Here is a 17461-nt window from a genome sequence, read left to right as displayed (position 1 = left end):
GACGGACAACCGTCCGTCGCGCCACCGGCGTATCCGCTTACGGTCGTCCCGCTGTGAGCCGCCATTCCAACGGCGGCCGCCCACAAGGGAGATCGGGGGTGTGCTCGTGCGGATCGGACTCCTCACCGACGGTGGATATCCGTATGCGACCGGTGAGTCCGGGCTCTGGTGCGACCGCCTGGTGCGCGGGCTCGCGCAGCACGAGTTCGATCTCTTCGCACTCAGCCGCTCCGCCGAGCAGGAGGCGCGGGGCTGGGTCCCGCTCCCGATGCAGGTCGGCCGGGTGCGGACGGCGCCGCTGTGGACGGCCGACGAGGACGTCCTGGGTACCCGGGTCCCCAAGGGGCTGCTCAACCGGATGGTGACGGGAGGGGGCGCCCGCCCGTACGGACGGCGCGAACGGCAGCGCTTCACGGCCCACTTCGCGGCTCTCGCCGCCTCGGTCTGCGCGGCCGGCGCGGCGGGCGGCGAGGACGAGGGGGCCGGCGCGGGCGCGGGTGCCGGTGAACCGGGCGGCGAAGGGCGGACGGCCGCCGCTGCCGCGGACGCGCAGTTCACGGACGGCCTGTACGGACTCGCCGAACTGGCCCGCGAGCACGGCGGACTCGGCGTGGCCCTCCGCTCCGAAACCGCCGTGCGCGTACTCGAAGCGGCCTGCCGCGCCCCGGGCACCGGGCGCACCGTCCAGACCGCCACCGTCCCCGACCTCCTCGCCTTCGCCCGGGAGCTCGACCGGGTGCTCCGCCCGCTCTCGCTCGACTGGTACGACGAGGAGGGCCTCGGCGCGGTCGACCTCTGCCACGCGACGTCCGGCGGCGCCGCCGCTCTGCCGGGGCTGCTGGCCAAACGCTTCTTCGGGGTGCCGTTGCTGGTGACCGAGCACGGCGCGCAATTGCGGGCGCACTACCTCGCGGCGACCGGCACCCCGCTGAACGCGCCGGTGCGCGCCCTGCTCGCCCACTTCCACGGGCGGCTCGCCACCGAGGTGTACCGGCAGGCCGCGATCGTGACCCCCGGAAACGCCCACGCCCGCCGCTGGCAGGAACGCTGCGGAGCCGCCCGCGAGAAGCTGCGCACCGTCTACCCCGGCATGGAGTCCGACCGCTTCACGGCGCTGGGGGAGAGCGGCGACAGCGGGCCCGACGACACCCTGGTCTGGGTCGGCCGGATCGAGCCCGCCAAGGACCTGATCGCGCTGCTGCACGCCTTCGCGGAAGTGCGGAAGGCCGAACCGGACGCCCGGCTGAGGATCGTCGGCGCCCCGGCCCGGGGCCCGGAAGGCGCCACCTATCTCGCGCACTGCCGGGCGCTCGCCGCCCAACTGTTCCCCGACGAGGCCGCGGACGCCCATGCCGTGGGCGACAACCCGGTCTCCTTCGAGGACATCGGCGGAGCCGAGGTGCCCGATCTGCCGGACGCCTACGCGGCGGGCGGGGTCGTCGTCCTGTCCAGCGTGGTCGAGGGTTTTCCGATCGGTCTGGTCGAGGCGATGTTCTGCGGCAGGGCCACGGTGTCGACGGATGTCGGCGCGGTCGTCGAGGTCATCGGCGGCACCGGGCTCGTCGTGCCCCCGCGCAACCCCAGAGCGCTGGCCGATGCCTGTCTCGCGCTGCTGCGGGACCCCGAGCGCCGTGCACGGCTCGGAGCGGCGGCGCGCGCCCGCGCGCTCGAACTCTTCACCGTCGAACAGAATCTCGCGGCATTTCGCGGCATCTACCTGGAGCTGATCTCGCACGCCCCGGTGCGCACGGAAGCCGATGCGGTGGACGCCGACGGGGAACCGCGCCCGTTCGCCACCCCGCCGGAGGCGCATGTCCTGGGTCCGTGGACGGCCTCGGGCCTCGCCCTGTCGGTCACGGCCGACCGCAGGCCCAGCTGGGCCGCCGGGCCCCGGGCGGTCTGCACGGGAGCGCGGGGAGCGGGTGGCGGCGATGTGTGAACCGGGGCAGGAGACGGCCGGACCGGGCCGGGGCGGCGGGCCGGAGCGGTCCGACACAGCCGGCGACGATCACGGAGGAATCACCATGGGCGGCCCGACCGAGGTGTCCGACGCACCCGCCACACCGACCACCGGAGGAAGCTGGGACCTCCGCTCCCGGGCCCTGGTCTCCGAGAACCCCGGGACGCACGAGCCGTCCGAGCCCTCCGAGATGCTTGGGGCGGCTGGGGCGGCTGAGGCGGCTGAGGTGCCTGGGACACCTGAGGCGCACGGGACGCCCGAGGCGCACGGGCTGTCCGAGTCCTCCGAGTCCTCCGATTCCTCCGAGTCCTCCGATTCCTCCGAGCTCTCCCGCGCCCCCGAGATCGCGCGCCCCGCTCCGGCGCGTCGGCTCAATGCCTCGCGCCGCGGCCCCGCCGACCCCGTGAAATCGCTGATGCACCGGCACCGCGAGCTGTGCGAACGGGCCGTCGACCCGCTGGAGGTCGCCGCCGGGCTCGAAGCCCATGGCGTCACCGACCGCGTCGCCGCCCGCTACCGGCACCGCGATGTCTTCTCGCTCGCCGAGGAGCTGTTCGCACGGGTACCCGGTGCGGCGGCGGATCCCGCAACAGGGCCCGACGCGCCGGAGCGTGACATCGCGACACGCACCGCCTGGTCGCTCCGCGCGCTGGTGCCGGGCGCCGCCTGCGTCGCGACCGCCGGCACGCTCGGGCTCACCGAGGGAGCGCTCGGCGGCCGGGCACGGCTCGTGATCGCCCTCGCCGGAGCGCTCGTCGCGCTCGTCGGGCTCGTCGTCAGCCTGCGCAGCGGCCCCCTGCACGCCGAAGGCCGCTCATCGGGCGCGGCCAAGGTGTACGGCTGCTGGCTCCTCGGCTACGTCCTGTACGGCGAACCGCTGCTCGACCAGGTGCTCAGCGGCGGCCCCGAGGGCCCCTGGGCGATCACCCCGGCACCGCTGCTGGGCCTGGCCCTCTCGCTCGCCCCGGCCACCTGGTGCGCCCACCTCTTCTCCCTGCACGCCCACCGCAAGCTCAACGGCAGCCGCGCCCTGGAGGAGTTCGCCGCGGGTGTGCGCCCCCTGCTGTTCGGGGCCGTCGCACTCCACCTGTGCGCCCTCGCCGGGCTGCTCTGCCTCGCCCACCTGGGATACGGGGGCGGCGGGGCGTTCGGCGGGGCGGCCGCGCTCGGGGTGCTGCTCCTGCTGGCCCGGCTGCTGACCGTGCACGGGTTCCCCGAGCTCGCCACCGGCGGCCTGGCCGTCGCCTGTGCGGTCGAGGCCCTGGCGCCCGCACTGGTCCTGGCCGGGCGGCTGCCCGGTCTGCACTTCCTCGCCCGCCCCGTCGACGTCCTCGTCATGGTGTCCGGCACCGGATCCGTACCCGCCGTCGCGTGCGGTGCCTCCGCGCTCGGACTGCTGATCGCCGCCACCGTCGTCCTCTCCCGGGCGTCCGCCCACACCACCGCCCGGCCGGTCGATGAAGGCCCGGCCGCCGCGTAACCACCACAGCCGTACCACTGCCACCGCACGCCCCGCGGAGCCGACGCCGCGGGTCATTGCCCGCCACTGCATCTCACTTCCTCAAGGAGACACCGGACATGACCCCCCAATCCCCTTCACCGGCAGCTCGCCGTCGGCGCCGAGGGGGCGCGCGATGAGGGTGCTGCTGCTCGGAGCCAACGGATTCCTCGGCCGGTTCGTGGCCGACCGCCTGCTCGCCGACCCCGCCGTGCACCTCACGGCGCTCGGCCGGGGCGACGACGCCGACGTACGGTTCGACCTCGCCAGCGGCAGCCCCGGCGCGCTGACCCGCTTCCTGGACGCCGTCCACCCCGGAGTGGTGGTCAACTGCGCGGGCGCCACCCGCGGCGGGGCCCGCGATCTGACCCGCCACAACACCGTCGCCGTCGCCACGGTGTGCGAGGCGATGCGGCGCAGCGGCTGCACGGCCCGGCTCGTCCAGGTCGGCTGCTCGTCGGAGTACGGGCCCTCGCAGCCCGGCTCGTCCACCGCCGAGGACGCGATTCCGCGCCCCGGCGGCCCGTACGGCGTCAGCAAACTCGCCGCCACCGAACTCGTCCTCGGCTCGGGCCTCGACGCGGTCGTGCTGCGGGTCTTCTCCCCGGTCGGGCCGGGCACCCCGGCCGGTTCCCCGCTCGGCAGGCTCGCCGAGGCGATGCGCCGGGCCATGCAGTCCGGCGACGGCGAGCTGAAGCTCAGCGGCCTCGGCGTGCAGCGCGACTTCGTGGACGTGCGCGATGTCGCGCGCGCCGTGCACGCCGCCTCGCTCTCCGCCGCCCAGGGCGTCGTCAACATCGGCACCGGCCGCGCCGTGCGGCTCCGGGACGCGGCCGCCGTCCTCGCCAGGGTCGCCGGGTACGCGGGCGCACTCCACGAGCTCGACGCGCCCCCGCCCCGGCTGCCCATCGGCGCCCCGCGCACCTCGACCGAGTCGGTCATCGAGCACCTCTCGGCGACCCCGTCCCCCTATCCGGACGGCTGCGGCGCCTGGCAGCAGGCGGACGTCCGCACCGCCAGGGACCGGCTCGGCTGGCGTCCCCGGATCAATCTGGAGGAGTCCCTCGCCGACATCTGGATGGAGGCGGCATGCCGTATCTGACCAGCACCGGCACGGCCCGCCGGACCAGCGGCGCCGAACAGTTCGGCTTCGGCGTACCCGGTTACGCGCATCCGCTGCTCGCGCCGACCGAGTGGGCCGAACTGGCCCGCCCCGGCACCCCGCTGCACTGGGCCGTCCTCAACATCGACAACGGCCCCGGCGCCCGCCCCGATCCGCACTGCCTGGAGGCCGCGGGCCGGCTCCGCAACGCGCGCGAGCGGGCCGTGCACGGCGACGATCAGCGGGACTCGGTACGGGCGGCGGGCGGCCGGCTGCTCGGCCATCTCGACCTGGCCTTCGGCAGCCGCCCCTTCGGGGAACTGATCGCCGACGCCCAGTCGTTCCTCGACTGGTACCGCGTCGACGGCTTCTATCTCGGCCGCTGCCCGGCCGAGCGCGTCCACCTCCCGGCGGTGCGCCGTCTCACCAGCACCCTCGCGACGCTCCTCGAAGGCGGTGACCGCCCGTACGGGGAGGGGATCGGGCCGTTGGTGCTCGGGCTGGGCACCCATCCATATCCCGGTTATGCCGAGGCCGCCGACCAGCTCGTCACCTTCTGCGGACCGTGGACCGACTACCGCTGGTCGCAGGTGGCGGAGTGGACCGCCTCGTATCCGCCGGAGCGGTTCGCGCACTTCGTCCACGGCGTTCCGCGCACCCACCTCGAAGAGGCCATGCGCATCGCCCGCTGGCAGGGCGCGGGCACGATCTTCTTCACGGATCGAGACGGCCAACAGGGACAAACGGACCCATTCGCGGCGCTGCCCAGGTACTGGGACGAAATTGTCTCGCGGATCGGACCTGGTATCTCGGAATGAGAGGGGGCGTGGCAGTGTTACGGCAAGAACAACCGTACGTAGATGAAGTACGTAGAAACCGACCACCTGCATTGTTGAGGTTCCTGTGTCGCTGCCACCCCTGGTCGAGCCAGCTGCTGAGCTCACCGTCGACGAGGTCCGCAGGTACTCCCGCCACCTGATCATCCCGGATGTCGGGATGGACGGACAGAAGCGGCTGAAGAACGCGAAGGTGCTCTGTGTCGGTGCCGGCGGTCTCGGGTCGCCGGCCCTGATGTACCTGGCCGCGGCCGGTGTCGGCACGCTCGGCATCGTGGAGTTCGACGAGGTCGACGAGTCGAACCTGCAGCGCCAGATCATCCACAGCCAGGCCGACATCGGGCGCTCCAAGGCCGAGTCCGCCAAGGACTCGGTGCTGGGCATCAACCCGTACGTGAACGTGGTCCTTCACGAGGAGCGGCTCGAAGCCGACAACGTGATGGACATCTTCGCCCAGTACGACCTGATCGTGGACGGCACGGACAACTTCGCCACCCGCTATCTGGTCAACGACGCGGCCGTACTGCTGAACAAGCCGTACATCTGGGGCTCGATCTACCGGTTCGACGGCCAGGCGTCCGTCTTCTGGTCCGAGCACGGCCCCTGCTACCGCTGCCTCTACCCGGAGCCGCCCCCGCCGGGCATGGTCCCCTCCTGCGCCGAGGGCGGCGTGCTCGGGGTGCTCTGCGCGTCGATCGGTTCCATCCAGGTCAACGAGGCCATCAAGCTGCTCGCCGGCATCGGCGACCCGCTGGTCGGCCGGCTGATGATCTACGACGCCCTGGAGATGCAGTACCGCCAGGTCAAGGTCCGCAAGGACCCCGACTGCGCGGTCTGCGGCGAGAACCCCACCGTCACCGAGCTCATCGACTACGAGGCCTTCTGCGGCGTCGTGTCCGAGGAGGCCCAGGAGGCGGCGCTCGGCTCCACGATCACTCCCAAGCAGCTCAAGGAGTGGATCGACGCGGACGAGAAGATCGAGATCATCGACGTCCGCGAGCCGAACGAGTTCGAGATCGTCTCGATCCCGGGCGCGAAGCTGATCCCGAAGAACGAGTTCCTGATGGGCAACGCCCTCCAGGACCTCCCGCAGGACAAGCGCATCGTCCTGCACTGCAAGACGGGCGTCCGCAGCGCCGAGGTCCTCGCGGTCCTCAAGTCGGCGGGCTTCGCCGACGCGGTCCACGTGGGCGGCGGCGTGATCGGCTGGGTCAACCAGATCGAGCCCGAGAAGCCCGTGTACTGAGACATCTTTTGGTACGGCGAAGGGGCCGGTCCGCACGGACCGGCCCCTTCGCCGTACCTCCGGGCCGCCCTACGAGCAGGTCTTGCCGTCCTCCGGGACCATCCCGTCGAGGAAGTACGCGTCCACGGTCGACGTCACGCAGGAGTTCCCGCCGTACGCGCCGTGCCCCTCGCCCTTGTTGCTGAGCAGGACGCCCACGCCCTTGCCCAGCTCGTCCGCCATCTTCCGGGCACCCTCGTACGGCGTCGCCGGGTCACCCGTCGTGCCGACGACCAGGATCGGACCGGCGCCCGGCGCGCTCGCCTCCGGGTGTTCGTGCTCACCCTTCACCGGCCACTGCGAGCACCAGCCCGCCGTGTCCCACGCCAGGAACGGGCCGAACACCGGGGACAGCTTCCGGAACTGCGGCAGGAGCGCCTTCGCCTCGTCCGCCGTCGGCCGGAGGCTGCTGTCCGCGCAGGAGATGGCGCGCTGCGAGTGGTTCTGGGTGTCGTAGTGCCCCTTCTCGTCACGGCCGTTGTACGAGTCGGCCAGCTGGAGCAGCATGTTCCCGGTGCCGCTCTTCTCGGCCTCGTCCAGCGCCTGCGTCAGATACGGCCAGTTGCTCTTGGAGTAGAGCGGCATGACGATGCCGGTGACGGCCAGCGAGTCGTTGAGCTCGCGGCCCGAGGTGGTCGGCAGCGGCTTCTTGTCGATCCGCTCCAGCAGCCGGGCGATGCGCCGGGTCCCGGCCTTCGGGTCCTGGCCGCGGTCCTTGAGGTAGTTCTCCAGCGCCCGCTGGAAGCCGGTCGCCTGGTTGCGGGCATGCCCGATGGTGTCCGCGGTCGGGTCGACGACGGCGTCCAGGACGGTCCGGCCGACGTTCTCGGGGAAGAGGTGCGCGTAGGTGCCGCCGAGTTCGGTGCCGTACGACACGCCGAAATAGGTGAGCTTCTTGTCGCCGAGCACCTCACGGATCAGGTCCATGTCCCGGGCGGCGTTCGTCGTGCCGACGTACGGCAGGACCTTGCCGGAGCGGCGCTCGCAGCCGGCGCCGAAGTCCGCGCCGTCCTTCAGGAACGCCGCCTCCTCCGCCGCCGTGTCCGGGGTCATGTCGACCTTCCGGTAGGCGTTCTCCTGCTCCTTGTCGGTGCGGCAGCTCACCCCTTCGCTGCCCGCGACCCCGCGCGGGTCGAAGCCCACCAGGTCGTAGCGGGAGTTGAGGTTGCCGTACGAGCCGGCGGCGCGCGGCAGTGTCGAGACCCCCGAACCGCCGGGGCCGCCGAAGTTGAACAGCATCGAGCCGAGGCGCCGGCTGGTGTTCCCGGCCTTCTTGCGGATCAGCGCGATCCCGATCGTCTCGCCGTCGGGCTTCGCGTAGTCCAGCGGCACCCGGACCGTCGAGCAGCGCCAGTCGGACCCGGGCGCGCTCTCGCCGGCGCGGGCCTCGCAGCCCTTCCAGTCCAGCCGCTGGGAGGTGAGGGCCGCGGGCAGTCGGGGGGTGCCCGGCTGCCCGCCCGGCGTGGTGGACGGACGGCCGGCCGAGGGCGCGGCATCGTGGTCCGTTCCGTCGGCCGGCTTGTCGTCCGTACCTCCGCCGCAGCCCGCGAGCAGCCCCGTCAGCAGAAGTGCGGCGCCGGCCAGAGCCCCGGCGCGTGCGTGTGCGACCACGTGTGCGTCCTCCCGATGTGCCTGTACTCGCGGCGTACAGATGTGCCCGTACCTACGGCGTACAGAAAGTGCGCCCATGCTAGGGCCTTGCGTCTGGACCAGGCCGGGCTCGCGGGGTGATCCAAACGCAAGACCCCGGAGCCGGACAAGGCCCCGGGGGTCCGCCGGGGACACGCCGCTACGTGCAGACGGTTCCGGCCGCCGGCACCTTGCCCTCCAGCAGGTAGCCGCCCACGGTCTTCTGCACACAGGCGTTGCCGCTGTTGTACGCGCCGTGCCCCTGGCCCTCGTACGTCATCTCGACGCCGACGCCCTTGCCCAGCGCGTCCGCCATCGCCTTCGCACCCCCGTACGGCGTCGCCGGGTCGCCGGTGTTGCCGACGACGAGGATGGGGGCCGCGCCCGGGGCGCTGACGTCCGGGGTCTTCCAGGCACCCGGCACCGGCCAGCCGGTGCAGGCCATCAGGGACCAGCCCAGGTAGTCGCCGAAGATCTTCGAGGCGGACCGGAACTCGGGGAGCTTGGCCTCGGTCTGGTCCGCGGTGAACCGCTGCTTGGAGTCGGCGCAGTTGATGGCGGTGTTGGCGGCCACCGAGTTGTCGTACTGGCCGTTGTCGGAACGGCCGTTCAGCGAGTCGGCGAGGGCGAGGAGCAGCGCGCCGTTGCCGCCGTCGGCCTCGTCCAGTCCCTCTTCCAGCAGCGGCCAGGTCTGCTTGGAGTAGAGGGCGGCCGCGATGCCGGTGGTCGCCAGGGTCTGCGTCAGCTGACGCGAACCGAGCCCCTGGATCGGCTTCTTCCCCAGCTGGGCGAGAAGACCGGCGACCCCCTGCTCGACCTCCTTCGAGGTGGAACCGGGCAGCTTGCAGGCTTCGCCCCGGTCGACGCAGTCCTGGGTGAAGTTGTTCAGCGCGAGCTGGAAGCCCTTGGCCTGGCCGAGCGAGGACTGCTCGGAGTCCTGCGTCGGGTCGACCACCGCGTCCAGTACCGACCTGCCGACGTTCTCCGGGAACAAGTGGGCGTATACGCCACCCAGTTGGGTGCCGTACGAGACGCCGAAGTAGTACAGCTTCTTGTCGCCGAGCACCTGCCGCATCAGATCCATGTCACGGGCGGCATCGGTGGTGCCGACGTACGGGAGCTGCCTGCCGGAGTTCTTCTCGCAGGCCTGCGCGAACGCCTTGGTGTTCTTGACGAAGGCGTTCACCTCCGCGCTGGTGTCCGGGGTGCCGTCGGTCTCGAAGCGGGCGTCGAGCTGCTTGTCGGTCTCGCACTCCACACCGTCGCTGCGGCCCACGCCGCGCGGGTCGAAGCTGACCAGGTCGTAGCGGGCGCGGAGCTTGTCGTAGTCGGTGCCGAAGGCGGGCAGGGTGGCGACACCGGAGGCGCCGGGGCCGCCGAAATTGAAGATGAGGGAGCCGATCCGCTTGTCCTGGTTCTTGGCCCTGGCCCGGATCAGCGCCAGCTGGACCGTCTCGCCCCTGGGCTTCGCGTAGTCGAGCGGCGCCCGCATGAACGAACACTCCCAGGGGGTGCCGCCGGGCAGCGGGGACGGCGCCTTTCCGCTGCCCTGTGCCGGGGACGGGGCGGGGCAGGGCTTCCACGTCAGTTCCTGGGAAGCGAGGTCGCCGTTGCCGCTCGCCTCGGCGGCGTTCGCGGCGAGCGGTGAGCTCTGCGGCCCGTCCGGGTCGTCCTTGTTGCCGCTCTCCGAGCAGGCGGTGATGGGCAGGAGCACGGTGACGGCGGCGGCCAGGGCGGCGGCGCGCAGGGCAGGGGAGGTCCTCATGGGCCCATGGTGCGGCGGGAAACCGGTCGCTGCACGGGGCACCGGTCCATGCGGGTGGCGGGCGGCCCCGCCGTCGCCCGACTGGCCTTGAAGGTCCCGCCCGGCGGCTGAGGGGGCGTCAGAGCTCGCCCTTGCGGGTCAGATGGTTGAAGCAGAGCCAGCCGGGAAGCACCGGCAGCCACAGCGTCAGCAGGCGGTACAGCAGCACGGCGGGTGCCGCGACCTCCTTCGGCAGGCCGACCGCGATCAGACCCAGGGTCAGCGCGCCCTCGACCGCGCCCATTCCGCCCGGGGTGGGCGCCGCCGACCCCAGCGCGTTGCCGGCGAGGAATACCACCGCGATGCTGGCATAGCTGAGATGCGGCACGTCCGGACCGCTGAACGCCCGCACCGAGGCGTCCAGGCACATCACGAACAGACCGGTCAGCAGCAGCATTCCACCGATGCCGGTCAGCAGCTTCTGCGGCCGCTGGACCACGTCGAGCATGCGCGGTACGACTCCGGCGAACAGCGACCGCACCCGCGTCACCACGAACTTCCGCAGGAACGGGACCGCCGTCACCACCAGCACCAGCACGGCGACCGTCAGCAGTCCGGCGATGACCGTCCTGGACGGGGTGAGCGAGGACGGGGTCTTCTCCGTACCGGTCAGATAGCCGAAGGCCGCCAGCAGCAGGATGTGGCAGCCGAGACCGAACAGCTGCGAGGCGCCGACGCTCGCCACGGCGAGCCCCGGGCGTACCCCGGCCCGTTGCAGGAAGCGGGTGTTCAGCGCCACACCGCCGACGGCGGCCGGGGCGACGATCTTCACGAAGGACCCGGCGACCTGCGCCAGCACCGTCTTGCCGAACGACACCCGCTCCGGCACGAAGCCCAGCAGGCTCATCGCCGCCGCCACGTAGCTGAGGGCGGAGAAGGCGACCGCGGCCGCCACCCAGCCCCATTCCGCCTGCTCGACGACCGCGCCGAAGTCGGCCTGGGTGACCTGCGAGATGAGGAAGTACGCGGCGATCGCACCGGCGATGCAGCTGAGCAGGGTGCGGGCCTTGATGCGTTCGAGACGCACCGGTTCGACCGGTGCCTGCGGCCGGATCAGCAGCACCTGCTGCCGCATCTGGGAGAGCAGATCCTCCTCGCGGGCCCCTTCGAGGGCGTCGTCCAGGGCGCGTTTCTCGGCCTGCTTCTGGTTGCGGAGCGCCTTGCGGTCGGCCTTGCGGCCCGTCCTGTGGTCGGTGACCGCGCCGGTGGCGGCCGTCCCCTCCGGTGCCTCGGACTGCGTCCCGTGTTCGTGTGTCCTGGCCCGCTTCGCCGCGTCCGACGCCTCCAGCACCGCCTCGCGCTCCCGCTGCGAGCGCTCCCGGGCGAGCCGTCGCAGGGCCGCCCGGGTGGAGCGGCTCAGCGCGATGGGCTGGAGCAGCGGCAGGCAGTCCGCGACGGCGTCGGGGCCGAGCACCTCCAGCGCCCCGGCCACGGCCCGCTCGGCGCCCACCCGCAGACCCGTCGTGGTCAGCAGCTGGGCGACATCCATCCGCAGGACCAGATCACCGGCCGCGATCTCGCCGCCGCGCAGATCGGTGACGAACACCTTGCCGGAACGGTCGACCAGGATGGCGTCGCCGGTGAGCCTGCGGTGCGCGATCCGGCGCGACTGGAGCGCCTTCACCTGACGCCAGGCGCCGTGCAGCAACTCGTCGGTGATCTCCGAGTCCTCCAGCGCGTCCAGGGAACGGCCGCCGATGTGCTCGTACACCAGCATCACGGCGTCGGGTCCGAGCTCGGACGTGGCGATCAGCTTGGGCGCGTTGGCTCCGGCGGCGATTGCCGCGTAGGCAAGCAGCGCCTCCTGCTCCAGGGCCTGGCGCAGCGACTGGATGGAGCGGCGCTGGGTGATGCCGCGCAGGGTGAGCCTGCGCCACACCCGGTAGAAGAAGCCCTGGGCCTGCTGCTCGCGGTCGACGACCGTGACATCGAGCGGTGGCCCGTCCTCCAGGGAGACCAGATAGCGGCGCCCCCGGTCGCTCTGGTCGCCCGAGTCGGGGGAGTCCTCGGCGCGCATCGCGCTGACCGGGCGGAAGCCGACATGGCGCAGACCGGCCATCAGATGCTGACCGGTCGGCCGTACGTTCGGCGAGCCGACCGCGTACAGCGTGCCGTACGCGACGGTCCAGCCGATCAGCACGGTGAGAATGATCGAGAACGGGGTCGTGTAGCCGCCGACCAGCATGGCGAACGCGTCGAGCAGCAGCACCACCCACAGCACGACCCGCCAGCGCGGCCGTCTCGCCATGCCGACCGCCGTCATATAGGCGATCACCGGCGCGAGATAGCCGTGCACGGGGTCGGTGAGCGCGTCACCGGGCTGCGGCTGGGTCAGGGCGTCCTGGATGGTGCCGGGGGCGGACTTGGCGACCCAGAGGTCGGCGGCGAGCGTGACGCCGTGGGCCAGTACGGCGGCGAGCACCCCGTCGGCGATCCGCAGCCCGTCGCGTTTGATCAGCCGCTCGATGGCGAAGGCGACCGGGACGAGCAGCACGGCGATGCTGGAGACCAGACCCGCCATCTTGATCAGGATGTCGGGCGCCTGGCCGGTGCCTTTGTTGATGTCCTGTTCGAGGCCGGTGGTCGTGCCGTGGGCGAACGCGGCGATCGAGAACAGGACGACGACCGCCAGGACCCCGATGAGGAGCCGCATGAGATCGGAGGGGCGGTGCACCCGGGCGGGGAGCAGCGGTTCGTCTCCCGAGACGCGCTCGGCCTGCTCCTCCGCGGCGGTCGAGAGCGTCGAGCCGACCGGATGTTCGGGGCGCCCGCCGCGCTCGGCAGCGGGTTCCACGGGCTCGGTACGGGGCTTTCCGGGCTCGCCATCCGGCTTCCCGGCGGGCGCGCGGGACGCGTCCGGCTGCGGCTCGGCGTCAGGGGCGTCCGCCGCCTTCGGTGGCTGCACGCCCTGCTCCTTCGTCGCCTCTGATTGGTCTTCGTGTTCTCGTATCACCGGTCACCGCCCGCACGATGGTGGCACGGCCCGGCGACACAGGGGCGCATCAGGGTGCACTGCACGGACATGGGAAGCGCAAGATACGCCCCTTCGCTTCCGCCCGCAGGCCCTGTGATCGGACACACACGGACCGGGCCGGGATGTCGGTGGCGTACGGCAGGATGGACCGGATGAGCCAACACCGCACGAGCGGCGACGGGACGAGTGACGACCGCACGAGCCACGCACTGCCGGAGTACGCGGAGCGCGTGCTCGATGTCGCCGAGCTGATCCCGCCCGGCCGCGTCATGACATACGGCGATGTCGCCGAGTGGCTGGGCGAGGGCGGTCCGCGCCAGGTCGGCCGGGTCATGTCGCTGTACGGGGCCGCGGTGCCGTGGTGGCGCGTGGTGCGCGCCGACGGGGCGCTGCTCCCCGGCCACGAGCTGCGGGCACTGGACCACTACCGCGCGGAGGGCACCCCGCTGCGTGAGGCGTCGAGCGGCGCGGAGGGCCATCTGCCGCGCCTCGACATGAAGCGGGCACGGTGGGACGGCGTCACCGCGGACGGGGGCGCGGACCGGGACAGGGGCGGAGGTGCTCACATCTGACAGCTTCGGCCATCCGGCGGCACAGGGGGCGGCACCGGGGCCGTACGACGTACCCGACTTCCCGGAAGTGATCCAGGGCTTACCGGAAGTGATCAAGGGTGCACGGAAAGTGATCCGCGGCCGAGTCCGTGGCATGTGACGCGACGGGACCGTGGCCGCGCGGAGTGACGGAAAGCACGGCCGGCCGCAGGACCGGACCCGCGACGGCCTCCGCGCCCCGGAACGTGACGAGGCACGCAGCGCACTCGTCCCGGATCGCGCCCGCGCTGGCGTAGCTTCGTAGGTTCGCGGCGCGCACCGCACCCTCATCATCAGTACACCCACCAGGACCGGCGATCCACGTGAGCTCCTCCTCCTTCACCCGGCACAGTCCGCACCGTCGAACACGACAGCGGTCCGCGGGCGCGTACCGACTGGTGCGCACCCCGCCGGGCTCCGTGGACCCTCCTCTCCTGGACGCAGCGCAACGTGCGGTGGTTGATCACCCCGGCGGCCCGCTCCTAGTGCTCGCCGGACCCGGCACCGGCAAGACGACCACGCTCGTCGAGGCGGTCGCCGCACGCATCGCACGGGGCGGCGACCCGGCGGGCATCCTGGTGCTCACCTTCAGCCGCAAGGCCGCCGTGGAGCTGCGCGACCGGATGGCCGCCCGGCTCGGCGCCGCCCGCGGTCCGCAGGCGACCACGTTCCACTCCTTCTGTTACGCACTGGTCCGCGCCCACCAGGACGCCGACCTCTTCGCCGAACCGATGCGGCTGCTCTCCGGACCGGAGCAGGACGTCACCGTCCGCGAGCTGCTCGCCGGCCAGCTCGAACTGGAGCGGGACGGCTTCGCGCACATCCGCTGGCCCGACGAGCTGCGGGCCTGTCTGACCACGCGTGGCTTCGCCGACGAGGTGCGAGCGGTGCTGGCCCGCAGCCGTGAGCTGGGCCTGGGGCCAAACGCGCTGGCCGCCTTCGCCCGCCGCACCGGGCGGCCCGACTGGGGCGCCGCCGCCGAGTTCCTCGCCGAGTACCTGGACGTGCTGGACGGGCAGGGGGTGCTCGACTACGCGGAGCTGGTGCACCGGGCCGTGCTGCTCGCGGAGCGCCCCGAGGTGTCGGCCCTGCTCGCGGGGGAGTACGACGCGGTGTTCGTGGACGAGTACCAGGACACGGACCCGGCGCAGGTCCGGCTGCTGCACGCGCTGGCCGGCAACCGGGGGAGCGCCCCGGGGGCCGGGGGCGGCCGGGACCTGATCGCCTTCGGCGACCCGGACCAGTCGATCTACGCGTTCCGGGGCGCCGATGTGAACGGCATCCTCGACTTCCCGGACACGTTCCGGCGGGCGGACGGTGCCCCGGCGCCGGTCGGCGTGCTCACCACCTCGCGGCGTTCCGCCGGACGGCTGCTGGCCGCCACCCGGCTGCTCACCCGCCGGATGCCGCTGACCCGGCTGCCCTCGGCGAAGGTCCGCGCCCACCGGGAGCTCGCCGCGGTCCGCGAGGGCGGCAGCGTGGAGGCGTACACCTATCCGACCGCGTCCACCGAGCTCGACAACATTGCCGATCTGCTGCGCCGGGCACACCTGGAGGACGGCGTCCCGTGGAACGAGATGGCGGTGCTCGTACGGGCCGGAGGCCGCACGATCCCCTCGCTGCGCCGGGCCCTGACCTCGGCGGGCGTCCCCCTGGAGGTCGACGGGGACGACCTTCCCCTGCGCCACGAACCGGCGGTGGCCCCGCTCCTGACAGCCCTGCGCGCGGTCGCCACGGCGGCTCTGCGCCGGGGTGCGCCGGGCGCGGAGGAGGAAGAGGAGGCTTCGGCGGCGGAGGGTGAAGGCGCGGATTCGCAGAGGGCTTCGGTGGTGGCGGGCGAAGGCGCGGATTCGCAGGGCGCTTCGGCGACGGAGGGCGACAGTGCGGAGGTGCCCTCCTGGCTGGACACCGAGACCGCCCTGGCCCTGCTCGCCTCCCCCCTCGGCTCCATGGACGCGGCCGACCTGCGCCGCCTCGGCCGGGCCCTGCGCGACGAGGAGCGGGCCGCCGGGAACCGCGTACCGGCACCCTCCGGCGACCTGCTGGCCCGCGCGCTCGCCGAGCCCGAACGGCTCGTCGCGCACGATCCGGCGTACGCCCGCGGCGCCCAGCGCCTCGGCGCGCTCCTGCGCAAGGCGCGCGAGCTGCTCGAAGGCGGCGGCACCGCGGAGGAGGCGCTGTGGGCGCTGTGGGCAGGCACCCCGTGGCCGGGCCGACTGGAGCGCGCCGCTCTGCGCGGCGGCGCGGGCGGCCGCAACGCCGACCGCGATCTCGACGCCGTCTGCGCGCTCTTCGACACCGCGGCCCGCGCCGAGGAACGCACCGGCGGGCGCGGCGCGCTCAACTTCCTGGAGGAGGTCGACGCCCAGGACATCGCCGCCGACACCCTCTCCAGGCGCGCGGTGCGCCCCGACGCCGTACGGCTGATGACCGCGCACCGCTCCAAGGGCCTGGAGTGGCGCCTCGTCGTCGTCGCGGGTGTGCAGGAGGGGCTCTGGCCGGACCTGCGCCGCCGCGGTTCGCTGCTGGAGGCGGACCGGATCGGCCGCGACGGCCTGGCCGAACCGCTCACTCCCGGCGCCCTCCTCGCCGAGGAGCGCCGGCTCTTCTACGTCGCGGCGACCCGCGCCCGCGAACGGCTCGTCGTCACCGCGGTGAAGGCACCCGCCGACGACGGCGACCAGCCGTCCCGCTTCCTCACCGAGCTCGGCGCCGAACCGCGCGATGTCACCGGCCGGCCGCGCCGCCCGCTCGCCGTCGCCGCGCTCGTCGCCGAACTCCGCGCCACCACCGTCGACCCCGAGGCCTCCGACGCCCTGCGCGAGGAAGCCGCCCGCCGCCTCGCCCGGCTTGCCGCGCTCACCGACGACGAGGGCCAGCCGCTCGTACCCGCGGCCCATCCCTACCGCTGGTGGGGCCTGTACGAACCGACCCGCTCCGCCGTCCCGCTCCGTGACCGGGACCAGCCCGTGGCCCTCTCCGGCAGCGCGCTCGACCAGCTCGCCAACACCTGCGCGCTCCAGTGGTTCCTGGGCCGCGAGGTGAAGGCGGACGCCCCGGCGACGGCGGCCCAGGGCTTCGGCAACGTCGTCCACGTACTCGCCGACGAGGTGGCCTCCGGACGGACCCCCGCCGATCTCGCCGTCCTGATGGAGCGGCTGGACTCGGTCTGGGACGGCCTCGTCTTCGACGCCCCCTGGAAGTCCCGGCAGGAGAAGGAACAGGCACGGGCCGCCCTCGAACGCTTCCTGCGCTGGCACGTCATGGACCGCACCGGCCGCACCCCCGCCGCGAGCGAGCACGACTTCGACGTGACGCTGGAGGCGGGGGAGTACCAGGTGCGCATCCGGGGCTCCATGGACCGGGTCGAGCAGGATGCCGAGGGCCGGGCCTACGTCGTCGACTTCAAGACCGGCAAGCAGTCCCCGACCAGGGACGAGGTCGCCCGCCACCCCCAGCTCGCCGTGTACCAGCTGGCCGTCCGGGAAGGCGCGGTCGACGAGGTCTTCGACGGCCGCCGACCCGAGCCCGGCGGCGCCGAACTCGTACAGCTGCGCCAGCCCGCCGCCAAGAAGGAGGGCGGCGAAGCCCTCCCCAAGGTGCAGGCGCAGGAACCCCTCGCCGGTGAATGGGTCCCCGACCTGCTGGCCACCGCCGCGGGGCGGGTCCTGGACGAACGCTTCACCCCCACGACCGGCCAGCACTGCACGCACTGCGCCTTCCGGGCCTCGTGCAGCGCACAGCCGGAGGGCCGTCACATCCTGGAGTGAGCGGGGCGCCGGA

Annotated in this window: 10 protein-coding genes; 7 read left to right on the top strand and 3 right to left on the bottom strand. The window is 72.9% G+C overall.

The window, feature by feature from the left end; translation table 11 throughout:
• The first annotated feature begins 106 nt into the window (after nucleotides 1-106).
• The 5 genes from ACFV8T_RS37045 (at nucleotide 107) to moeZ (ending at nucleotide 6642) form a co-directional block, all read left to right on the top strand.
• A complete protein-coding gene (locus tag ACFV8T_RS37045) occupies nucleotides 107-1939 on the top strand; it encodes a glycosyltransferase (protein ID WP_385336177.1) in 1833 nt (610 codons plus the stop codon).
• Between the two features lie 247 nt (nucleotides 1940-2186).
• A complete protein-coding gene (locus ACFV8T_RS37040; protein WP_385336132.1) occupies nucleotides 2187-3440 on the top strand; it encodes a hypothetical protein in 1254 nt (417 codons plus the stop codon).
• A 154-nt stretch (nucleotides 3441-3594) separates the two neighbouring features.
• On the top strand, nucleotides 3595-4560 hold the full coding sequence (locus ACFV8T_RS37035; protein WP_072483872.1) for an NAD(P)-dependent oxidoreductase: 966 nt from the start codon (nucleotides 3595-3597) through the stop codon (nucleotides 4558-4560).
• Nucleotides 4548-5378 (top strand): spherulation-specific family 4 protein, encoded by an 831-nt coding sequence (locus tag ACFV8T_RS37030; RefSeq protein ID WP_385336130.1) that lies wholly within the window; start codon nucleotides 4548-4550, stop codon nucleotides 5376-5378. The genes ACFV8T_RS37035 and ACFV8T_RS37030 overlap by 13 nt, the downstream gene beginning before the upstream one ends.
• Nucleotides 5379-5463: 85 nt before the next feature.
• Nucleotides 5464-6642: an adenylyltransferase/sulfurtransferase MoeZ gene (gene moeZ, locus ACFV8T_RS37025; RefSeq protein WP_266414620.1), complete on the top strand. Its 1179-nt coding sequence runs from the start codon at nucleotides 5464-5466 to the stop codon at nucleotides 6640-6642.
• 69 nt (nucleotides 6643-6711) lie between these two features.
• Here the strand turns inward: moeZ and ACFV8T_RS37020 are convergent, their stop codons facing one another.
• From ACFV8T_RS37020 to ACFV8T_RS37010, 3 genes are all read right to left on the bottom strand, one after another.
• The gene (locus ACFV8T_RS37020) at nucleotides 6712-8292 is read right to left on the bottom strand and encodes an alpha/beta hydrolase (RefSeq protein ID WP_385336128.1); all 1581 of its coding nucleotides are present in this window, start codon (nucleotides 8290-8292) and stop codon (nucleotides 6712-6714) included.
• A gap of 178 nt (nucleotides 8293-8470) precedes the next feature.
• Nucleotides 8471-10075, bottom strand: coding sequence for an alpha/beta hydrolase (locus ACFV8T_RS37015; RefSeq protein ID WP_385336126.1), 1605 nt, complete (start codon nucleotides 10073-10075; stop codon nucleotides 8471-8473).
• 118 nt (nucleotides 10076-10193) lie between these two features.
• Nucleotides 10194-13019, bottom strand: a complete 2826-nt coding sequence (locus ACFV8T_RS37010) for a lysylphosphatidylglycerol synthase domain-containing protein (RefSeq protein WP_385336124.1) — start codon at nucleotides 13017-13019, stop codon at nucleotides 10194-10196.
• 221 nt (nucleotides 13020-13240) lie between these two features.
• On the opposite strand from ACFV8T_RS37010, the gene ACFV8T_RS37005 reads away from it, so the two are divergent.
• Together ACFV8T_RS37005 and ACFV8T_RS37000 are read left to right on the top strand one after the other, a co-directional pair.
• Nucleotides 13241-13660 (top strand): MGMT family protein, encoded by a 420-nt coding sequence (locus ACFV8T_RS37005; protein WP_385336122.1) that lies wholly within the window; start codon nucleotides 13241-13243, stop codon nucleotides 13658-13660.
• Between the two features lie 341 nt (nucleotides 13661-14001).
• Entirely contained in the window at nucleotides 14002-17448 is a 3447-nt protein-coding gene (locus ACFV8T_RS37000) for an ATP-dependent helicase (RefSeq protein ID WP_385336120.1), read from the top strand.
• The last annotated feature ends 13 nt before the right edge of the window (nucleotides 17449-17461 follow it).

The sequence above is a fragment of the Streptomyces sp. NPDC059832 genome (assembly GCF_042731715.1).
Classification (GTDB): Bacteria; Actinomycetota; Actinomycetes; order Streptomycetales; family Streptomycetaceae; genus Streptomyces.
Note: the sequence above shows the minus strand (reverse complement) of the source record. Positions and strands in the feature narration are given on the sequence as shown.

Bases quoted from the DNA above. Each gene is read 5' to 3' on its own strand.
- ACFV8T_RS37015 (WP_385336126.1), bottom strand. From the start codon at position 10,075: ATGAGGACCTCCCCTGCCCTGCGCGCCGCCGCCCTGGCCGCCGCCGTC.
- ACFV8T_RS37035 (WP_072483872.1), top strand. From the start codon at position 3,595: ATGAGGGTGCTGCTGCTCGGAGCCAACGGATTCCTCGGCCGGTTCGTG.
- ACFV8T_RS37005 (WP_385336122.1), top strand. From the start codon at position 13,241: ATGAGCCAACACCGCACGAGCGGCGACGGGACGAGTGACGACCGCACG.
- ACFV8T_RS37030 (WP_385336130.1), top strand. From the start codon at position 4,548: ATGCCGTATCTGACCAGCACCGGCACGGCCCGCCGGACCAGCGGCGCC.